Here is an 18,683-nt window from a genome sequence, read left to right on the forward strand (position 1 = left end):
GACGGGTTCGCACGCACCAAGCACGAACGAGCACAGCCGACCCCGTCCAGATTCTCATCCCTCGAGGCGGCCCGGGGTAGGGCCATGACATCTCAGACGGCGTAGCGGCCGGTGATGCCCAGCGCGTTGGTGACGCGGTCGCCGATGAACGGCACGACCACCCAGACGGCGAACGACCAGAGGTCGAGCAGCGGGAACAGCGGGACGGACACCAGGAAGGCGAACCCGGTGATCGCCGACGGCACCCAGCCGTAGCGCACGAGCTGCCGCGGCGTCCCGGGGATGTACGCCCGGGTGCGGCCGAGGACCGCGACGATGGCGGCGAACGTGCCGATCTGCAGCGTCTCGGCGAGGGCGTACACGGCGAAGCGCGCGAAGTCGACGTGGGCCTCGGCGATGAACCGCGTGAAGAACGGCGTGAGCACGATGATCAGCAGCCACAGCATGTTCAGCCAGGTCAGCGGTAGTGAGGCGCGCCCGACGTACCGGAACACCCGGTGGTGGCTGATCCAGTGCCGGGCGATCACCGCGAAGCTGATGAGGAACGCCAGGTACTCGGGACGGTTGGCCGCGAACCCGGCCGCGAGCTCGGCGGCGGTGTCGCCCTGCGGCACCTGCAGGTCGATCGCGAGCAGCGTGATCGCGATCGCCACGACGGCGTCGGAGAAGAAGATGAGGCGCTCGGCCGCACCGCGCTCGGTCGACGCGAACTCGTCCTCGGTCTCGTGCGCGGACGCCTCGGCCATGGGCGGATGCTAGCGATCTCCGTGCGGTGCGGACAGACGTCGCGCGCTACAGCCCCCGGCCGCCCAGCGGGCCGCCCAGCTGGCCGTCCGCGGCGCCTGCGGCGGGGTCCTGCCCCACGGCGTCGAACGCCCGCATGATCTCCAGGGCGATCATCAGCATCCAGCCGGAGCCCTCCACCGTGCCCCCGAGCAGGTCCTCGGCCTGCTTGACGCGGTAGGCCACGGTCCCGGGCGAGACGTGCAGCTGGTCCGCGGCGGCGGCCCGGCTGCGGCCCACGGCGAGGTACGTGGCCAGGGTCTCCCGCAGCCGCCGGGCCTTGGCCGACGCGGCGCACAGCTCGGCGCCCAGGGTGCCGAGCGCGAACCGGCGGGCGTGCTCGGCATTGGCGGTGAGCAGGCCGGCGACGGACGACTCGTGGTGCCCGACGACGCCCCCGTGCCCCAGCCCGGACAGCCGCGCGGCCTCCTGCGCGGCGACATGGCTCCAGCGGAAGCCGTCGACACCCTCGGCGGCCGGCCCCACGGCGGCCCGCACCCCGACGGCGAGCGGCCCGCCGGCGCGGATCCGCCCGGCCGGCTCCTCCGCCGGTCGCGCGGGCCAGTGCAACCATCCCCACAGCGTGGTCGGCGACCGGTGCAGACCGACTGTCCCGTCGGCGCCGAGGACCTCCGCGAGCCGGGTGAGCTCCCCGTCGAGCCGGACCGCCGGCCGGTCCGCGGTGAGCAGGACGGCGACGTGCCACCCGCCGAGGGAGTGCCCGAGCGCCGTCTCGGCCGCGCCCCGGTCGACCGGCCCGCCCGCCAGGATCTCCTCGACCGCCTCCATCCGCGCCGCCGCGGCCGAGCCGGTCCAGTCGGAGAGCTCCGCGGCGTACCGGCGCTCGACGGCGTCGCTGAAGGCCTCGACGTAGCCGAAGGACTCAGCGGTGAGCGCGCGGGCCTCCGCGGCCGCCTCCACGGGCGGCACGACGGCCTCCGTCACCGCCACCAGCGCGTCGAGCGCGGCGAAGTGCGCGGTCCACATCATGCGCAGCAGCCGCGGCAGCGGCACGCCACCGCGGACCGCGCCGCGGACCGAGGCCAGCAGCTCGCCGGGGACGGCGAGGTCGGCGGGCGCCGTCTCCGTGCGCAGCCCGCGAAGCACGGCGAGGAAGCAGCCCTGACAGGCGCTGAGCAGCTGGCGCACGGTCTCGGCGGTGCGCGGCCCGCCCTCGATGGCCGCCTCCGCCCCGCGCTGGGCGGCCTCCAGACCCCAGCGCGCCGCGGGCAGGCCCAGGACGGCGACCGTCTCCTCGAAGGTGTGCGGCGCGCACCGGACCTCGACGACGGCCCCGCCGGGTTCGAGCGCGTCCATCCACGTCCGGCCGGCGAGCGGGCGCGGTGCACCGTGCGCAGGGATCGGGTCCACCTCCGGGTCGGCGTTGCGCCGGGGCGACAAGAGGTCCGCGGGACGTTGGCGTGCGAGGCGAAGAATAACCGCATCGCGATGGTGTCGGATGGTCACGACGGTTCCGGAGGGGACCAGGGCCGTCGACGCGGCCGGGGGAGGGGGGCCTCTCGCCGGTGGCCCCGCGGAGCAGGGCACGGCTCCGCGGGGCCTCGCGGCGTCGTCACCACTACGCCCGGGCGAGCCGCAGCAGCTCGCGGGTCGAGGTGTCCGGCAGGTAGGCCCGGGTGAGCGCGACGCCGACCCGCGGCAGGTCCGCCTCGTCCCGGAACACCAGGTGCATCGGCTCGTACCGCGGCTGGAACTTGGCCTTGAAGGCGTGCAGCGAGCGGAATCCGTACAGCGGTTCGAGCCGGGCGCCGAGCGTGTCGAGGAGGCGGTCGAGCACCGCGGTGTCGCCGGAGGCGTCGGTGCGGGCCAGCGGCGCGCCGGAGAGCGAGACGACCGTCGCCCCCTCCTCGCGGAAGGCCAGGCAGGCCGACGCGATCAGGAACTCGACGACGGGCCGGAACCCGCCCTCCCGCCGCCGCATGACGTCGAGCGTCCAGCCCGTCACGGTCCCGCCCGCTGCGTACACCGGCAGCCACGACGTCACGCCGTGCACCAGGCCGTCGGCGTCGACGGCGAGGCCGACGCGGACGTGCGGGTCGAGCGCCTCGTCGACGCCGCCGAGGGTGAACCCCATCTCCGGCAGGCCCTTGCCGCCGACCCACTGCTCCGAGAGCTCCCGCACCTGGTCGACGACGGCGTGCCGTTCGTCGGCGAGCCGGACCAGCCGGTGCGTGATCCCCTGTTTGCCCGCCTTGTTCAGCGCGGAGCGCACGTCCTGCCAGGCCTTGCCGCGGAACTCCAGCTCCGGCAGGTCGACGAGGGTGTCCTCGGCGACCTGCGCGGTGAACCAGCCGGCCTCCCGCGCTACGCGGGCGGTCCGGTCCGAGGCGGAGAACAGGCAGGGGATGAGCCCCGCCGTCTCGCTGCGCACCCCGAACTCCTCGAGCGCCGCGACCGGGTCCGGCCCGATCGGGTCGCCGAGGCCGATCGCCACACCGGCGTGCCGCTGGAACGCCACGCAGGAGTCGCCGTCGGCGGTCACGAACCACTCGTTGTCCGGCCAGGTGGCCATCCAGGAGACGGTGCCGCCGCCGTGCTTCTCCAGCAACGCCACCGCGGTCCCGCGGTCCGTCACGCCGCCGACCGCCCGCCGGGCGCGGCGCGAGGGCACCCGCCACGCCCGCCGCCCGACCAGCAGCAGCACGAGCAGCGCCGTCCAGGCGAGCCGGTCGGCCACGAACAGGCCCGGCTGGTCGAGGACGGCCTCGGCGTTCTCCAGGACCGCCGCCAGCACGAACAGCACGCCGGCCAGCAGCCCGACGGCGACGTTGAGCCCGGCGAGCCCGACGGCCCACCGCCACGCCACGCGCCGGCCCTTGCGCAGCCCGTTGACGAGCAGCGCCGCGCCGACGACCGTGATCGCCAGGTCGACCCAGCTCGCCTCCGGGTCGCCGGTCGGGCCGAGCGGGCCGTCGTTCGGCAGCAGGAAGCTCAGCACCGAGCCCGCCACCATGAGCACCAGCAGGAACACCGCGAGCAGCCGCCACTCCCGGCGGCTCGGCCGGGTGGCCGGCACCGCCCGGGCGCGGACCAGCCGCGGCCCCACGACCAGCGCGATCAGCACGGCGACCAGGTGCTCGAGGTCCGCCAGCGAACCGAGGTAGACGGCCGACGCGAGGACGTAGAGGGCCAGGGCGAGGCGCAGTCGCAGCCGCCACGGCGGGCGCAGGGTCGCGCTGGTCACCGCGAGCGCGGCGAGCGCCCCGGCCGAGAACCCGACGTCGAGCAGCCGGCTCGTGGTCTCCGCCCACGGCCAGCCGGTGCCGCGCACCACGAGCAGGAAGCCGAGCGCGGTGAGGATGCCCACCAGCTGCCCGGCGACGGCGGTCAATGCGGCCAGCCCGGTCCCCAGCCGCCACTCCGCCCAGCCGACGAAGAGCGCGAAGCTGCCGGTCATGACGAGGTAGAAGGGCGGGATGACGGCGAGGAACGGCCCGGTCAGCAGCGTCCACCAGCGGCCGTTCTCCAGTGCGGGCACCCCGTAGGCGACCCAGGGGTACCAGGCCTGGTCGGCCGCGGCCCGCCAGAAGGCGCCGGTGGCGAACCCGGCCACGATCATCACGAGCACGACCGTGCTGGTGAACGGGATGCGCCGCACCAGCGTGCCGACCCTGGCGGCCGGCGCGGCGAGGGCCGGGAGACCCCGTGCCGGGCGGGCCGTGGTGCCGTCGGTCATCGTCGCCTCCCGCGGCGGGGTGCCGGGACCGCCGTCGTCTGCGTGCTGTTCGGGGGATCGGGGGCGGCGTTACGGTGCGGCCATGTGCGACGGACACGCGAGCCGGGCCGAGGTCGCGCAGGGCGTCCCCCGTCCCGCCGAGGGTCCCGCGGTCGACCCGATCCCTCTCGAGCCCGTCGACGAGGTGCGGATCACCACCCTGGTGGAGAACGTGTTCGACGCCCTGCTCACCGGCGACGAACGGGTCTCCCGGGTGGGTCTCGGGGCGGGCCGGGCCACCGCCGCGCAGTTCGTCGGCGGCGCGGCGGACGTGGGGCTGATGGCCGAGCACGGGTTCGCCGCCCTGGTCACGGTGCGGCGCGGCACGGCGACCACCTCGCTGCTCTTCGACGCCGGCCTCTCGCCCGACGCGCTGGTCGTCAACGCCGGGCGGGTCGGCGCGGACCTCGACGTCGTCCAGGGGATCGTGCTCAGCCACGGGCACCCCGACCACGCCGGCGGGCTGGCCGGGCTCGCCGGCCGGAGGGGGACCCGCGCGCTGCCGATGGTGCTGCACCCGGCCGCGTGGACCCGGCGCCGGTTCGCGGTGCCCGGCGGCGACACTCGCGAGCTGCCGACGCTCAGCCCGCGGGCGCTCGCGGGCGAGGGGTTCGAGCTGGTCGAGCGGCGGGTCCCGTCGGTGCTGCTCGACGGCGCCGTGCTGATCACCGGCGAGGTGGACCGGACCACGGAGTACGAGCGGGGGATGCCGCCGGCGCACCAGGCGTGGACCGGGTCGGCCTGGGAGCACGACGCCGCCGTGGTCGACGACCAGGCCCTGGTGGTGCACGTGAAGGACAAGGGACTGGTGGTGCTCACCGGGTGCGGGCACGCGGGCGCGGTCAACATCGTCCGGCACGCGCAGCGGCTCACCGGGGTTCCGGAGCTGTACGCGTTGCTCGGTGGCCTGCACCTCGGTGGCCCGTACTTCGAGCCCGTGATCCCGCCGACGGTGGCGGCACTGCGCGAGCTGGCGCCGGCGGTTCTGGTCCCGGGGCACTGCACCGGCTGGCGGGCCCAGCACGCCCTGGCCGCCGCCCTGCCCGACGCGTGGATCGCCCCCAGCGCCGGCAGCACCTACACCCTCTAGAGGTGCTTGAGGGCTTCCTTGCGGGACAGGGGCGAGAGCTCGGGGTGGGTGTCGACGAACTCGCGCACCCAGAGCGGGTCCGTGCGCGCGTGCTGGCGCAGCGCCCAGCCGATCCCCTTGCGCAGGAAGAAGCCCTCGTCCTTCAGGCTGGCCTCGATGGCGTCGGCGAGGAGGTCGACGTCCGTGTCGCCCTTGGACTGCAGCTGGCAGAGGATCGCCGTCCGGCGCAGCCACGGGTCGGGGTCGGTGGCCCAGCGCCGCATCACCGGCGTGACCTGCACGGGATCGGCCCGCAGCACCGGCCCGACCAGGCGGGACGCGATCTCGTCCACGTGGTCCCACCAGGCGCCGCTGACCACCCAGTGCCGGTAGCGGGGGAGCCAGTCCGCGTCCGGCCAGCGCGCGTAGTCGCGGTACCCCGCGAGCGCGGTGGCCAGGTAGCGCTCCTCGCGGAACTGCGCGCCGTCCCACAGCGCGTCGGCCGTGGCGGCGAGCGTCCCGCGCGTGGGCGGGGGCTGGGCCTGCACGCCCTCGCGGAGGATCCGGGCCCGGACGGGCTGTGGCACGCCGCGGAAGGGCATGTCCGACTTCATGTACGCCCGCATGACGGGCGCGGCCTCCGGGTCCGCGGCCGCCTCGAGCCCGGCGCGCAGCGCGTCGGCCAGGGTGGTCATGAGATCAGCCTAGGCCCGGGTGCCGCCCTTCCGGGGAGCGTGAGCGGGAATGCCTTTGCATGAGATTTCACGGCAGTGCATAATCTTGCGCGTGGTACGGATCGCGGTGGCGGGAGCCAGTGGGTACGCCGGGGGAGAGCTCTTGCGGCTCCTCCTGTCGCACCCCGAGGTCGAGATCGGTGCGCTGACGGCGGGCGGCAACGCGGGGCGACGACTGGGCGAGTTCCAGCCGCACCTGCTGCCCCTGGCCGACCGCGTCCTCGAGGAGAGTACGGCGGAGGTGCTCGGCGGGCACGACGTCGTCTTCCTCGCGCTGCCGCACGGCAGGTCCGCGGAGCTCGCGGCGCAGCTCGGGGACTCCACCCTGGTGATCGACTGCGGCGCGGACCACCGGCTGCAGGACGCCGACGCGTGGGACCGCTGGTACGGCGGGGAGCACGCCGGCCACTGGCCGTACGGCCTGCCCGAGCTGCCCGGCGCGCGGGACGCGCTGCGGGGCACCACCCGGGTCGCCGTGCCGGGCTGCTTCCCGACGGTCTCCTCGCTCGCCCTCGCGCCGGCCCTCGCGGCCGGGCTCGTCGGCCCGGACGTCGTGATCACGGCCGTCACCGGGACGTCGGGCGCGGGCAGGTCGCTGAAGCCGCACCTGCTCGGCGCCGAGGTGATGGGCTCGCTCTCCGCCTACGGGGTGGGGGGCGTGCACCGGCACACGCCGGAGATCGCGCAGAACCTGTCGGGGGTGTCCGGTGAGCCCGTCTCCGTGAGCTTCACCCCCGTCCTCGCGCCCCTTCCCCGGGGCATCCTCGCGACCTGCACCGCGCCCCTGACCGGCGACGGCGCGCAGGCGCGGGAGGTCTACGACAAGGCCTACGCGGCCGAGCCCTTCGTGCACCTGCTGCCCGAGGGCCAGTGGCCCACGACCAAGGCGACGCTCGGGTCGAACACGGTCCACCTGCAGGTGGCGGTCGACGCCGACGCGGGCCGGCTCGTGGTCGTCGCCGCGATCGACAACCTGGCCAAGGGCACCGCGGGCGGGGCGATCCAGTGCATGAACATCGCGCTGGGCCTGCCCGAGGTCACCGGCCTGCCGACCACGGGGGTCGCGCCGTGAGCCTGACTGGTCCGCAGGGCTTCCGGGCCGCCGGGATCACCGCCGGGATCAAGGCCAGCGGCAGGCCGGACCTGGCCCTCGTCGTCAACGACGGGCCGGAGCAGACCGCCGCGGCCGTGTTCACCCGCAACAAGGTGAAGGCCGCCCCGGTGCTGTGGTCCCAGCAGGTCATGACCACCGGCACGCTGAAGGCCGTCGTCCTCAACTCCGGCGGGGCCAACGCCTGCACCGGCCCCGAGGGCTTCCAGACCGCGCACGCCACCGCCGAGAAGGCTGCCGAGGTGCTCGCGACCGGAGCCATCGAGGTCGCCGTCTGCTCCACGGGCCTGATCGGCGCCCAGCTCCCGCGGGACGTGGTGCTGGCCGGGGTCGAGAAGGCCGCCGCGGCCCTGGAGGCCACGCCCGACGCGGGCCTGGCCGCCGCCACGGCGATCATGACCACGGACACCGTCGCCAAGCAGGCCCTGTCCGAGCAGGCGGGCTGGTCGGTCGGCGGGATCACCAAGGGCGCCGGGATGATCGCGCCCTCGATGGCCACCATGCTGTCCGTGCTGACCACGGACGCGTCGGCCGACGCCGCGACCCTGGACCGCGCGCTGCGGGCCGCCGTCCGGGTCAGCTTCGACCGGCTCGACGTCGACGGCTCGATGTCCACGAACGACACCGTGATCGTCCTGGCCTCCGGGGCCTCGGGCGTCACGCCGTCGGAGCAGGACCTGACCGCCGCGCTCACCGAGGTCGCGAGGGACCTCGCGAAGCAGATGCAGGCGGACGCGGAGGGCGTCACCAAGCGGATCCTCGTGCGGGTGACCGGGGCAGCGAGCGAGGACGACGCCGTGGTGACCGCCCGGACAGTCGCCCGGGACTCGCTGGTCAAGACGGCGCTGTTCGGCTCCGACCCCAACTGGGGCCGGATCGCCGCGGCCGCCGGCTACGCCGACGCCGCCCTGGATCCCGAGAAGCTCGACGTCACGATCAACGGCGTCACCCTCTGCCGGGGCGGAGTCGCGGCCGGGGACCGCGGGCTGGCCGACCTCTCCGGCGAGGACGTCCTCGTCGAGGTGGAGCTGGGCCTGGGGTCCGGCGAGGCCGAGATCCTCACGACCGACCTCTCGCACGCGTACGTGGAGGAGAACAGTGCCTACTCCTCCTGAGGTCCCCACGCCCGACCCGCACGGCCGGCTCAAGCGGGCCGGGGAGAAGGCCGGGGTCCTGGCCGAGGCCCTGCCCTGGCTGCAGCGGTTCCACGGGCAGGTCGTCGTGGTCAAGTACGGCGGCAACGCGATGGTCGACGAGGAGCTGAAGGAGGCGTTCGCGCAGGACATGGTGTTCCTGCGGCTCGCCGGCATCCACCCCGTCGTCGTGCACGGCGGCGGCCCGCAGATCAGCGCGATGCTGAAGCGGCTGGGCCTTCCCGGCGAGTTCCGCGGCGGGCTGCGCGTGACCACCCCCGAGACGATCGACGTCGTCCGGATGGTGCTGGTGGGGCAGGTCGGCCGCGAGCTCGTCGGGCTGATCAACCAGCACGGGCCGTACGCCGTCGGGCTCTCCGGCGAGGACGCCGGCCTGTTCACCGCCGAGAAGCGCACCGCGCTCGTCGGCGGCGAGCCGGTGGACATCGGCCTGGTCGGCGACGTGGTCGAGGTCAACCCGGCCGCGGTGCTCGACATCGTGCGGGCCGGCCGGATTCCCGTCGTCGCGGGCGTGGCCCCGGGGGCGGACGGCCAGGTCTACAACATCAACGCCGACAGCGCGGCCGCCGCGCTGGCGGCCGGCCCCCGCGGGGCGCCCGCCCTCGACGCCGCGAAGCTCGTGGTGCTCACGGACGTCGAGGGGCTGTACGCGAACTACCCGGACCCCGAGTCGATCATCTCCGCGCTGACCGCGGCCGAGCTGGAGCCGATGCTCCCGGAGCTGGAGAGCGGGATGGCGCCGAAGATGGAGGCGTGCCTGCGCGCGGTGCGCGGCGGGGTCCCGCAGGCGCACGTGATCGACGGGCGGGTGCCGCACTCGGTGCTGCTCGAAGTGTTCACCAGTGAGGGTGTCGGAACGATGGTGGTGCCGGAATGACCAGCTACGCCGAGCGGTGGCAGCACGCGCTCATGAACAACTACGGCACCCCGCCGCTCACCCTGGTGCGCGGCGAGGGCGCCGAGGTGTGGGACGCCGAGGGCAACCGCTACGTCGACATGCTCGGCGGGATCGCGGTGAACTCCCTCGGGCACGCCCACCCGGCCGTCGTCGAAGCCGTGACCCGGCAGATCTCCACGCTGGGCCACACCTCGAACCTCTACATCACCGAGCCGCCGCTGCAGCTCGCCGAGAAGCTCCTGGAGCTGCTCGGGCAGGAGAGCGCGCGGGTGCTGTTCTGCAACTCGGGCGCGGAGGCCAACGAGGCGGCGTTCAAGATCACGCGCCGGACCGGCCGGACGAAGATCGTCGCGTGCGAGGACGCCTTCCACGGCCGGACCATGGGGGCGCTCGCGCTCACCGGCCAGCCGGCCAAGCGCGAGCCGTTCGAGCCGATGCCCCCGGGCGTCGTGCACATCCCGTTCGGCGACGTGGAGGCCCTGGAGGCCGCGGTCGACGACACGACCGCCGCGGTGTTCCTCGAGCCGATCCTCGGCGAGGCCGGCGTGATCGTGCCGCCGGAGGGCTATCTCGCCGCCGCCCGGGAGATCACCTCCCGCCACGGCGCCCTCCTGGTGCTCGACGAGATCCAGACCGGGATCGGCCGCACCGGCGCGTGGTTCGCGCACCAGGCCACCGGCGTGGTGCCGGACGTGGTGACGCTGGCCAAGGGCCTCGGCGGCGGGCTGCCCATCGGCGCCTGCATCGGCATCGGTGACGCCGCGGGCCTGCTCGAGCCCGGCCAGCACGGCACCACCTTCGGCGGCAACCCGGTGAGCTGCGCCGCGGCCCTGGCGGTGCTCAGCACGATCGACAACGACGGGCTGCTCGAGCACGTCGACCGGCTGGGCAAGGAGATCCGTGCGGGGATCGAGGGGCTCGCCCACCCGCTGGTCACGGACGTGTCCGGCGCCGGCCTGCACATCGGCGTCGGCCTGAACCAGCCGGTGTCCGCCGCCGTGGCCGCGAAGGCCCGGGACCGGGGCTACCTGGTCAACAACGCGGTGCCCACCCGCGTGCGGCTCGCGCCGCCGCTGGTGCTCACCGAGGCGCAGGCCCAGGGCTTCCTGGAGGAGCTGCCCGGGATCCTCGACGAGTCCGGCGGGACCGTCTGATGAGCGTCGTGGGCGGTCCGGAGCGCGGCGCCCGGACGGGCGGGCCGCGGCACTTCCTGCGGGACGACGACCTGTCGCCCGAGGAGCAGGCCGAGGTGCTCGCCCTGGCCGCGGACATGAAGGCGGACCGGTTCGCGCACCTGCCGCTGATCGGCCCGCGGCCCGTGGCGGTGCTGTTCGACAAGTCGTCGACCAGGACCCGGGTGTCGTTCGAGGTGGGGATCACCCAGCTCGGCGGGCAGCCGGTGATCCTCGACGCCGCGAGCAGCCAGCTCGGCCGGGGCGAGACGATCGAGGACACCGCACGGGTGCTGTCCCGGCTCGTGGACGCCGTGGTGTGGCGGACCGCGGGTCAGGCCCGGCTGGAGGCCATGGCCTCGGCGTCCCGGGTGCCGGTGGTCAACGCGCTCACGGACGAGTTCCACCCCTGCCAGGTCCTCGCCGACCTGCAGACGATCCGGGAGCGGTTCGGCCGGACGGCCGGGTTGACGCTCGCCTACCTCGGCGACGGCGCCAACAACATGGCCCACTCGCTGCTGCTCGGCGGCACGCTCGCCGGGATGCACGTGCGGATCGGCGCGCCCGCGGGCTTCACCCCCGACCCGGACGTGCTGCGGGACGCGAAGGCGCACGGCTCGGCGACCGGCGGGTCCGCCGAGGTGGTGGCCGACCCGGTCGCCGCGGTCGAGGGGGCGGACGTGGTCGTCACCGACACGTGGGTCTCGATGGGCCAGGAGGCGGACGGGCTGGACCGGGCGGCGCCGTTCCGGCCGTTCCAGGTCAACGCCGCGCTGCTCGCCCACGCGAACGAGCGCGCGATCGTGCTGCACTGCCTGCCGGCGCACCGCGGCGACGAGATCACCGACGAGGTGCTCGACGGGCCCGCCAGCGTGGTCTGGGACGAGGCGGAGAACCGGCTCCACGCCCAGAAGGCCCTGCTGGCGTGGCTGATGGACCCGGCCCGCGCATGACGGCGGTGTGGCGATGACCGCGGCCACCCGGGTGGCCCGCCAGGCGCGGATCGTCGAGATCATCGGCCAGCAGGCGGTGCGCAGCCAGGGCGAGCTGCTCACCCTGCTCGACGCCGAGGGCATCGGCACCACCCAGGCCACGCTGTCCCGGGACCTCGACGAGCTGGGCGCCGTCAAGGTCCGCGGTGCGTACGTGATCCCGGACGACGGGAGCCCGGTCCGCGGTCTGGTCCACACCCCTGGGGGCGGCACGGCCCGGCTGTCCCGGTTGCTGGGGGAGGTGCTCGTGTCCGCGGACGCGAGTGGCAACCTTGCCGTCCTGCGCACGCCGCCCGGCGCCGCCCACTACCTGGCGAGCGCGCTCGACCGTGCCGCCCTGAACGACGTCGTCGGCACGATCGCGGGCGACGACACGGTCCTGCTGGTGGCCCGCGAGCCCCTCACCGGGGCCCAGGTCGTCGCGCGACTGCTCGAACTCTGACCCCGCGCGTTTCTGATCAAGGAGAACGATCCCGTGAGCAAGGTCCTGACCTCCCTCCCGAAGGGCGAGCGCATCGGCATCGCCTTCTCCGGAGGCCTCGACACCTCCGTGGCGGTCGCCTGGATGCGCGACAAGGGCGGGATCCCGTGCACCTACACCGCCGACCTCGGCCAGTACGACGAGGCGGACATCTCCGGCGTCCCCGACCGCGCGAAGCAGTACGGCGCCGAGATCGCCCGCGCGGTCGACATCAAGCCGCAGCTGGTCGACGAGGGCCTGGCGGCGCTGGCGTGCGGCGCCTTCCACATCCGCTCCGGGGGCCGGACCTACTTCAACACCACGCCGCTGGGCCGGGCCGTCACCGGGACGCTGCTGGTGCGCGCCATGCAGGCGGACGGCGTGAACATCTGGGGCGACGGCTCGACCTTCAAGGGCAACGACATCGAGCGGTTCTACCGCTACGGCCTGATGGCCAACCCCGAGCTGCGCATCTACAAGCCGTGGCTCGACGCCGACTTCGTCCAGGAGCTGGGCGGGCGGGACGAGATGAGCCGGTGGCTCACCGCCCACGGGCTGCCCTACCGGGACTCGGCCGAGAAGGCGTACTCCACGGACGCGAACATCTGGGGCGCGACCCACGAGGCCAAGACCCTCGAGCACCTCGACGTCTCCCTGGAGACCATCGAGCCGATCATGGGCGTGAAGTTCTGGGACCCGGCGGTCGCGATCGAGGCCGAGGACGTCACCGTCACGTTCGAGGCGGGGCGCCCGGTGGCGATCAACGGCAAGCGCTTCGATGACCAGGTGGACCTCGTCCTGGAGGCCAACGCCATCGGCGGGCGGCACGGCCTCGGCATGTCGGACCAGATCGAGAACCGGATCATCGAGGCCAAGTCGCGCGGCATCTACGAGGCGCCCGGGATGGCGCTGCTGTTCGCCGCCTACGAGCGGCTGCTCAACGCGATCCACAACGAGGACACCCTCGCGAACTACCACTCCGAGGGCCGCAAGCTCGGCCGGCTGCTCTACGAGGGCCGCTGGCTGGACCCGCAGGCGCTGATGATCCGCGAGTCGATCCAGCGCTGGATCGCCTCGCTGGTGACCGGCACCGTCACGCTGCGCCTGCGCCGCGGGGATGACTACACGGTCCTGAACACCGAGGGCACCGGCTTCTCCTACCACCCGGACCGGCTCTCGATGGAGCGTGTGGAGAACGCCGCCTTCGGGCCCACCGACCGGATCGGTCAGCTCACCATGCGCAACCTCGACATCGCCGACTCCCGCGCCAAGCTGGAGGCCTACGCCGACCAGCCGGCCGAGCAGGGGACGGTGCTCGTCGAGCACGGCACGCTGTTCGGCGCGCTGCCCTCGGGCGGCTTCGACCGGATCGCCGCCATCGACCGGGCCGGTGAGGGCGAGTCGGAGAAGTCCCTCGACGCCGCCGCCCTGGAAGCGGGGAACGACTGATGGCGGGCTCCGGGCTGTGGGGCGGGCGGTTCAGCGGCGGCCCTGCGGACGCGCTGGCCGCGCTGAGCAAGTCCACCCACTTCGACTGGCGGCTCGCGCCGTACGACATCCGCGGCTCCAAGGCGCACGCCCGCGTGCTGCACCGGGCCGGGCTGCTCAGCGACGCCGAGCTGGACGGGATGCTCGAGGCGCTGAGCAAGCTCGCCGCGGACGTCGAGTCGGGCTCGTTCGGGCCCGCGCCCGCGGACGAGGACGTGCACAGCGCCCTGGAGCGCGGCCTGATCGAGCGGGCCGGGCCGGACCTGGGCGGCAAGCTCCGGGCCGGCCGGTCCCGCAACGACCAGGTCGCCACCCTGTTCCGGATGTGGCTGCGCGACGCCGCGCGCCGGATCGCGTCGGGCGTGCTCGACGTGGTCGACGCGCTCGTCAACCAGGCCACCGCCTACCCGGACGCGCCGATGCCGGGCCGCACCCACCTGCAGCACGCCCAGCCGGTCCTGCTCTCGCACCAGCTCGCCGCGCATGCCCAGGCCCTGGTCCGGGACGTCGACCGGTTGCGGGACTGGGACAGGCGGGCCGCGGTGTCGCCCTACGGGTCGGGGGCGCTCGCCGGCTCGTCGCTGGGCCTCGACCCGGAGGCCGTGGCCGCGGAGCTGGGCTTCGACTCGTCGGCCGAGAACTCGATCGACGGCACCGCCGCGCGGGACTTCGCGGCGGAGGCCGCCTTCGTGCTGGCCATGGTCGCGGTCGACCTGTCGCGGCTGTCCGAGGAGGTCATCCTCTGGGCCACGGCGGAGTTCTCGTACGTCACGCTCGACGACGCCTTCTCCACCGGCAGCTCGATCATGCCGCAGAAGAAGAACCCGGACGTCGCGGAGCTGGCCCGCGGCAAGGCGGGCCGGCTGATCGGCAACCTCGCCGGGCTCATGGCCACGCTCAAGGGCCTGCCGCTCGCCTACAACCGGGACCTGCAGGAGGACAAGGAGCCGCTGTTCGACTCCGCCGAGCAGCTCGAGCTGCTCCTGCCCGCCGTCGCAGGCATGGTCGAGACGCTGGTCTTCCACACCGGCCGGCTCGCCGAGCTCGCGCCCGCGGGCTTCACCCTCGCCACGGACGTGGCGGAGTGGCTGGTGCGGCAGGGCGTGCCGTTCCGGGTGGCACACGAGGCCGCGGGCGGCTGCGTCCGGGCGGCCGAGGCGCGTGGCGCCGGGCTCGAGGACCTCACGGACCGCGAGCTCGCCGCCGTGCACCCCGCCCTCACTCCCGCGGTACGCGAGGTGCTCACGGTCGAGGGCTCCATCGCCTCGCGCGACGCCCGCGGCGGGACCGCGGGCGAGCGTGTCGAGGAGCAGCTCGACGGCCTGCGCCTCGCCTCCGCGGACGCGCGGGCCTGGGTGGGCACCCCGGCGGTGAGCGGCTGAGTGGCGGCCCCGACCCGGCCCCTGATCGCGCGTGCGGAGCTCGCCGCGGACGTGCTCCCCGCGGCGGCCCGGCTCCTGGGCTGCACCGTCGAGGCGGACACGCCCGAGGGCCCGGTGGCGGTGGAGCTCGTCGAGGTGGAGGCCTACCGCGGGGCGGACGACCCGGCGTCGCACAGCTACCGGGGCCGGACCGCGCGCAACGCCGTGATGTTCGGCCCCGCCGGGCACCTGTACGTCTACTTCGTCTACGGCATGCACTTCTGCGCCAACGTCACCTGCCTGCAGGACGGCGAGGCCGGCGCGGTGCTGCTGCGCGCCGGGCGGGTGGTGTCGGACCCCGGGATCGCCCGGGTCCGGCGGCCGACCGCCCGGCGGGACGCCGACCTCGCCCGCGGGCCCGCCCGGCTGGCGTCGCTGCTGGGGCTGGGCCGCGAGCACAACGGCGTCGACGTCACCTCGCCGGAGTCGCCGGTGCGCGTGGTGGCGGGGAAGCCCGTGCCGGCCGAGCGGATCCGCACGGGGCCGCGCGTGGGCGTCGCCGCCGCGCACGACACGCCCTGGCGGTTCTGGGTGGACGGGGCGCCCGAGGTGAGCCCGTACCGGCCCGGCCGCGTCCGGACCGTGACCTCGCGCGGCCGCACAGAAGTGGACACTCAAGGAAGGCCATCCTAACCTTCCTGCCGTGTTCGTTGATCGTCGGCCAGGCCGACTCCTCTCGCTCGTCGGCCTGCTGCTCGCCGGCGCTCTCGTCCTCGCCGGGTGCAGCGGCTCCGGCGGGGACCAGCCCGGATCGGGCAGCACGGCGCCGTCCGGCACGCCGGGCGCGTTCCCGGCGACCGTCACGCACAAGTTCGGCTCCACGACCGTGCCGGCCGCACCGCAGCGCGTCGTGTCGCTGGGCTACACCGACCAGGACGCGATCCTGGCGCTCGGCGTGGTCCCGGTCGCCGTCCGCGAGTTCACCGGCAACAAGCCCTCCGCCACCTGGGACTGGGCGCAGGACGAGCTGCAGGGGCAGCAGCCGCAGGTGCTGCCCGTCGGCGAGGTCGGCACCGAGGCGATCGCGGCGCTGCGGCCCGACCTGATCGTCGGGATCTCGGCGGGCCTGACCCAGGAGCAGTACGACACCTACTCGAAGATCGCGCCGACGATCGCGCAGCCCGCCGGGTTCGTCGACTACGGCACCCCGTGGCAGGACGCGACCCGCCTCACCGGGCAGGCGCTGGGCAAGCCGGCCGAGGCCGAGCAGCTGATCCGCGATCTGGAGGCGAAGTTCGCCCAGGTGAAGGCCGCGAACCCGGGGTTGCAGGGCAAGTCGGTGGCCGGCGTCCGGCCGAGCACGGCGGACAACGCGTCGTTCTTCGTGTGGGGGAGCCAGGACCTGCGCGCCCGCTTCTTCCAGGCACTGGGTATGACCATCCCGCAGGAGTTCGACCACCTGGCCGGGTCCAACTTCTACGCCACGATCTCCACGGAGGAGATCTCGAAGCTCGACCCGGTCGACTCGATCGTGCTGATCACGGCGAGCGACGCCGAGACGCAGGCCTTCCAGAACCTGCCCGGCTACTCCGGGCTGACGCCGGTCCAGCAGGGCCACGCGTTCACCCCGACGCCGGAGCAGTCCGCGGCGATGTCGTTCTCCAGCGTGCTGAGCCTGCCGGCGCTGCTCGACACGCTGCCGGCGGACATGAACGCGAAGCTGGCCTGATCGCGCCCGACCTGCGGCCCGTTCCCCGGAACCCGGGGGACGGGCCGTCCGCGTGTCGGGGAGGATTGGGGGCGTGAGCATCCTCGACGAGCTGGAGTGGCGCGGCCTCATCGCGCAGACCACCGACCTCGACGCCCTGCGCAAGGACCTCGGGGGACCCGAGCCGCTCACCCTGTATTGCGGGTTCGACCCGACCGCCGCCAGCCTGCACGCCGGACACCTGATCCCGCTGCTCACCCTGCGCCGCTTCCAGGAGGCCGGCGCCCGGCCGATCGTGCTGGCCGGCGGGGCGACCGGGCAGATCGGCGACCCGCGTGACGTCGGGGAGCGCTCGCTGCACAGCGTCGAGACGGTCACGGAGTGGGCCACCCGGATCCGCGGGCAGCTGGAGCGGTTCGTGACCTTCGACGACTCGCCCACCGGCGCGCTCGTGGCGAACAACCTGGACTGGACCGGGAACCAGGGCGTGCTGACGTTCCTGAGGGACATCGGGAAGCACTTCTCGGTCAACGTCATGCTGTCGCGGGAGACGGTCAAGCGCAGGCTGGCCGGGGACGGGCTGTCGTACACGGAGTTCAGCTACCTCCTGCTGCAGTCCCAGGACTACCTCGAGCTGTACCGCCGCTACGGCTGCCGCCTGCAGATCGGCGGGTCGGACCAGTGGGGCAACATCGTCGGCGGGGCGGACCTGATCCGCCGGGTCGACGGCGGCAGCGCGCACGCCCTGACCACCCCGCTGGTCACGGACTCCGAGGGCCGCAAGTTCGGCAAGTCGACGGGCGGGGGCAACATCTGGCTCGACCCGGAGCTGACGTCGCCGTACGCCTGGTACCAGTACTTCGTCAACGTCTCCGACGCCGACGCCGGCACGTACCTCCGGCTGTTCACCTTCCTGCCCCGCGAGGAGATCGAGGAGCTGGAGAAGGAGACGGCGGAGCGGCCGCACCTGAGGCTGGCGCAACGCCGACTCGCGGAGGAGCTGACCACCCTGGTGCACGGGCCGGACGCCACGGCCCAGGTGATCGCCGCGTCGTCGGCGTTGTTCGGGCGGGGGGAGCTCGGCGGGCTCGAGGCCGGGACCCTCACCGCCGCGATGGCCGAGGTGTCGACCACCGACACCTCGCTCGGGGCGGGCGCCACGATCGTCGACCTCCTGGTCGGTACCGGGCTGGTCGAGAGCAGGGGGGCCGCGCGCCGCGCCGTGAAGGAGGGCGGGGCGTACGTGAACAACACGAAGGTCGACGACGAGGAGTGGACCCCGTCGGAGGGGGACCTGCTCGCGGGTGGCTGGCTCGTGCTGCGCCGCGGCAAGCGGAACCTCGCCGGCGTGCGCGTGGAGCGCTGACGACGCGAGGTCGCCGAGATCACACGGACGGAATTCGGGCCCGGCACGCACTCCCGCGGGGGTGTGCCGGGCCCGTTCGCATCCGGGGCCGTCGGGGCGGCCGGGGTCGACCGCGAGGGTTCACCGCCGCGGGCGGGTCGAGGGGCCGTCGCGGCACGATCGCCGACAACCCGCCCCTGACCTGCGCGAACGTCGAAAGTGACCCCCCGGTTTCCGAGGCCCCGGAGCGGGTGTGTAACTTTCTCTCTCGTCGCCACGGTGGTCAGCACGACAGACCGGGACGGATTCTCCGGCCCAGAGTCAGACCGCAGGCGGGCGACGACAATCGGTTCGGCCGAGCCCCCCGGGGCCCGAACGGACCGGCGCGGGACTTCGGTGCTTGACCCGGCCGGGGGACATGCGTAAGATAGGGGAGTTGCCTCCGAGCGGATCGCTCTGGTAGCGTGACAATCCGAGAAGGAAGCCCCGGATCGAGATCGCGGACGCGGTCGAGTGAAGGTGTGCGGGTGTCTTTTGAGAACTCAACAGTGTGTCGAGCTAAGTGTTCTGGTGGTTTTTGTGCCAGTTCATGTTTGGTCTGCTGCCGGTCCCGTCCGGTGGGTGGACTGTTTTTGAGAGCCAGTTTTTGTTGGAGAGTTTGATCCTGGCTCA

General features: G+C 74.0%; 16 protein-coding genes. 12 read left to right on the forward strand and 4 right to left on the reverse strand.

Going from position 1 to position 18,683, the window contains the following annotated elements:
• Positions 1-92 precede the first annotated feature (92 nt).
• The 3 genes from PKE99_RS36485 to PKE99_RS36495 all read right to left on the reverse strand — a co-directional run bounded on the left by PKE99_RS36485 (position 93) and on the right by PKE99_RS36495 (position 4,480).
• Complete coding sequence (locus tag PKE99_RS36485) at positions 93-746, reverse strand: TMEM175 family protein (RefSeq protein WP_051738366.1); 654 nt, start codon at positions 744-746, stop codon at positions 93-95.
• Between the two features lie 46 nt (positions 747-792).
• Positions 793-2,100 carry a PucR family transcriptional regulator gene (locus PKE99_RS36490; RefSeq protein ID WP_156068104.1) on the reverse strand — a complete coding sequence of 436 codons (1,308 nt, stop codon included), beginning with the start codon at positions 2,098-2,100 and terminating at the stop codon, positions 793-795.
• Between the two features lie 262 nt (positions 2,101-2,362).
• Positions 2,363-4,480: a bifunctional lysylphosphatidylglycerol flippase/synthetase MprF gene (locus PKE99_RS36495; RefSeq protein WP_081924767.1), complete on the reverse strand. Its 2,118-nt coding sequence runs from the start codon at positions 4,478-4,480 to the stop codon at positions 2,363-2,365.
• Positions 4,481-4,562: 82 nt separating this feature from the next.
• Between PKE99_RS36495 and PKE99_RS36500 the strand changes: the two genes are divergently transcribed.
• Positions 4,563-5,609, forward strand: a complete 1,047-nt coding sequence (locus tag PKE99_RS36500; protein ID WP_037054317.1) for an MBL fold metallo-hydrolase — start codon at positions 4,563-4,565, stop codon at positions 5,607-5,609.
• Here PKE99_RS36500 and PKE99_RS36505 read toward each other — a convergent pair.
• Complete coding sequence (locus PKE99_RS36505) at positions 5,606-6,283, reverse strand: DNA alkylation repair protein (RefSeq protein WP_037054296.1); 678 nt, start codon at positions 6,281-6,283, stop codon at positions 5,606-5,608. The two genes, PKE99_RS36500 and PKE99_RS36505, sit on opposite strands and share 4 nt — an antisense overlap.
• 49 nt (positions 6,284-6,332) lie before the next feature.
• Between PKE99_RS36505 and argC the strand changes: the two genes are divergently transcribed.
• The 11 genes from argC (at position 6,333) to tyrS (ending at position 18,032) form a co-directional block, all read left to right on the forward strand.
• On the forward strand, positions 6,333-7,394 hold the full coding sequence (argC, locus tag PKE99_RS36510) for an N-acetyl-gamma-glutamyl-phosphate reductase (protein ID WP_051738367.1): 1,062 nt from the start codon (positions 6,333-6,335) through the stop codon (positions 7,392-7,394).
• Positions 7,391-8,548, forward strand: coding sequence for a bifunctional glutamate N-acetyltransferase/amino-acid acetyltransferase ArgJ (gene argJ, locus PKE99_RS36515; RefSeq protein ID WP_037054301.1), 1,158 nt, complete (start codon positions 7,391-7,393; stop codon positions 8,546-8,548). The genes argC and argJ overlap by 4 nt, the downstream gene beginning before the upstream one ends.
• Positions 8,532-9,464 carry an acetylglutamate kinase gene (argB, locus tag PKE99_RS36520; protein WP_271214971.1) on the forward strand — a complete coding sequence of 311 codons (933 nt, stop codon included), beginning with the start codon at positions 8,532-8,534 and terminating at the stop codon, positions 9,462-9,464. The genes argJ and argB overlap by 17 nt, the downstream gene beginning before the upstream one ends.
• Entirely contained in the window at positions 9,461-10,639 is a 1,179-nt protein-coding gene (locus tag PKE99_RS36525) for an acetylornithine transaminase (protein WP_037054305.1), read from the forward strand. The genes argB and PKE99_RS36525 overlap by 4 nt, the downstream gene beginning before the upstream one ends.
• Complete coding sequence (gene argF / locus PKE99_RS36530; RefSeq protein WP_051738368.1) at positions 10,639-11,610, forward strand: ornithine carbamoyltransferase; 972 nt, start codon at positions 10,639-10,641, stop codon at positions 11,608-11,610. Before PKE99_RS36525 ends, argF begins: the two co-directional genes overlap by 1 nt.
• Positions 11,611-11,623: 13 nt before the next feature.
• The gene (locus PKE99_RS36535) at positions 11,624-12,091 is read left to right on the forward strand and encodes an arginine repressor (RefSeq protein WP_037054322.1); all 468 of its coding nucleotides are present in this window, start codon (positions 11,624-11,626) and stop codon (positions 12,089-12,091) included.
• Positions 12,092-12,124: 33 nt separating this feature from the next.
• The gene (argG, locus tag PKE99_RS36540) at positions 12,125-13,558 is read left to right on the forward strand and encodes an argininosuccinate synthase (RefSeq protein WP_037054307.1); all 1,434 of its coding nucleotides are present in this window, start codon (positions 12,125-12,127) and stop codon (positions 13,556-13,558) included.
• On the forward strand, positions 13,558-14,979 hold the full coding sequence (argH, locus tag PKE99_RS36545; protein WP_037054309.1) for an argininosuccinate lyase: 1,422 nt from the start codon (positions 13,558-13,560) through the stop codon (positions 14,977-14,979). Before argG ends, argH begins: the two co-directional genes overlap by 1 nt.
• Entirely contained in the window at positions 14,980-15,651 is a 672-nt protein-coding gene (locus PKE99_RS36550) for a DNA-3-methyladenine glycosylase (protein WP_231498511.1), read from the forward strand.
• 10 nt (positions 15,652-15,661) lie between these two features.
• Positions 15,662-16,687 (forward strand): iron-siderophore ABC transporter substrate-binding protein, encoded by a 1,026-nt coding sequence (locus tag PKE99_RS36555; protein WP_051738369.1) that lies wholly within the window; start codon positions 15,662-15,664, stop codon positions 16,685-16,687.
• Positions 16,688-16,760: 73 nt separating this feature from the next.
• Positions 16,761-18,032 (forward strand): tyrosine--tRNA ligase, encoded by a 1,272-nt coding sequence (tyrS, locus tag PKE99_RS36560; RefSeq protein WP_037054311.1) that lies wholly within the window; start codon positions 16,761-16,763, stop codon positions 18,030-18,032.
• Positions 18,033-18,683 lie beyond the last annotated feature (651 nt).

It is taken from the genome of Pseudonocardia halophobica, from assembly GCF_027922425.1.
Classification (GTDB): Bacteria; Actinomycetota; Actinomycetes; order Mycobacteriales; family Pseudonocardiaceae; genus Pseudonocardia; species Pseudonocardia halophobica.

Coding starts and splice junctions, on each gene's coding strand:
- PKE99_RS36485 (WP_051738366.1), bottom strand. CDS start 746: ATGGCCGAGGCGTCCGCGCACGAGACCGAGGACGAGTTCGCGTCGACC.
- PKE99_RS36490 (WP_156068104.1), bottom strand. CDS start 2,100: ATGGACGCGCTCGAACCCGGCGGGGCCGTCGTCGAGGTCCGGTGCGCG.
- PKE99_RS36495 (WP_081924767.1), bottom strand. CDS start 4,480: ATGACCGACGGCACCACGGCCCGCCCGGCACGGGGTCTCCCGGCCCTC.
- PKE99_RS36500 (WP_037054317.1), top strand. CDS start 4,563: ATGTGCGACGGACACGCGAGCCGGGCCGAGGTCGCGCAGGGCGTCCCC.
- PKE99_RS36505 (WP_037054296.1), bottom strand. CDS start 6,283: ATGACCACCCTGGCCGACGCGCTGCGCGCCGGGCTCGAGGCGGCCGCG.
- argC (WP_051738367.1), top strand. CDS start 6,333: ATGCCTTTGCATGAGATTTCACGGCAGTGCATAATCTTGCGCGTGGTA.
- PKE99_RS36525 (WP_037054305.1), top strand. CDS start 9,461: ATGACCAGCTACGCCGAGCGGTGGCAGCACGCGCTCATGAACAACTAC.
- argF (WP_051738368.1), top strand. CDS start 10,639: ATGAGCGTCGTGGGCGGTCCGGAGCGCGGCGCCCGGACGGGCGGGCCG.
- PKE99_RS36535 (WP_037054322.1), top strand. CDS start 11,624: ATGACCGCGGCCACCCGGGTGGCCCGCCAGGCGCGGATCGTCGAGATC.
- argH (WP_037054309.1), top strand. CDS start 13,558: ATGGCGGGCTCCGGGCTGTGGGGCGGGCGGTTCAGCGGCGGCCCTGCG.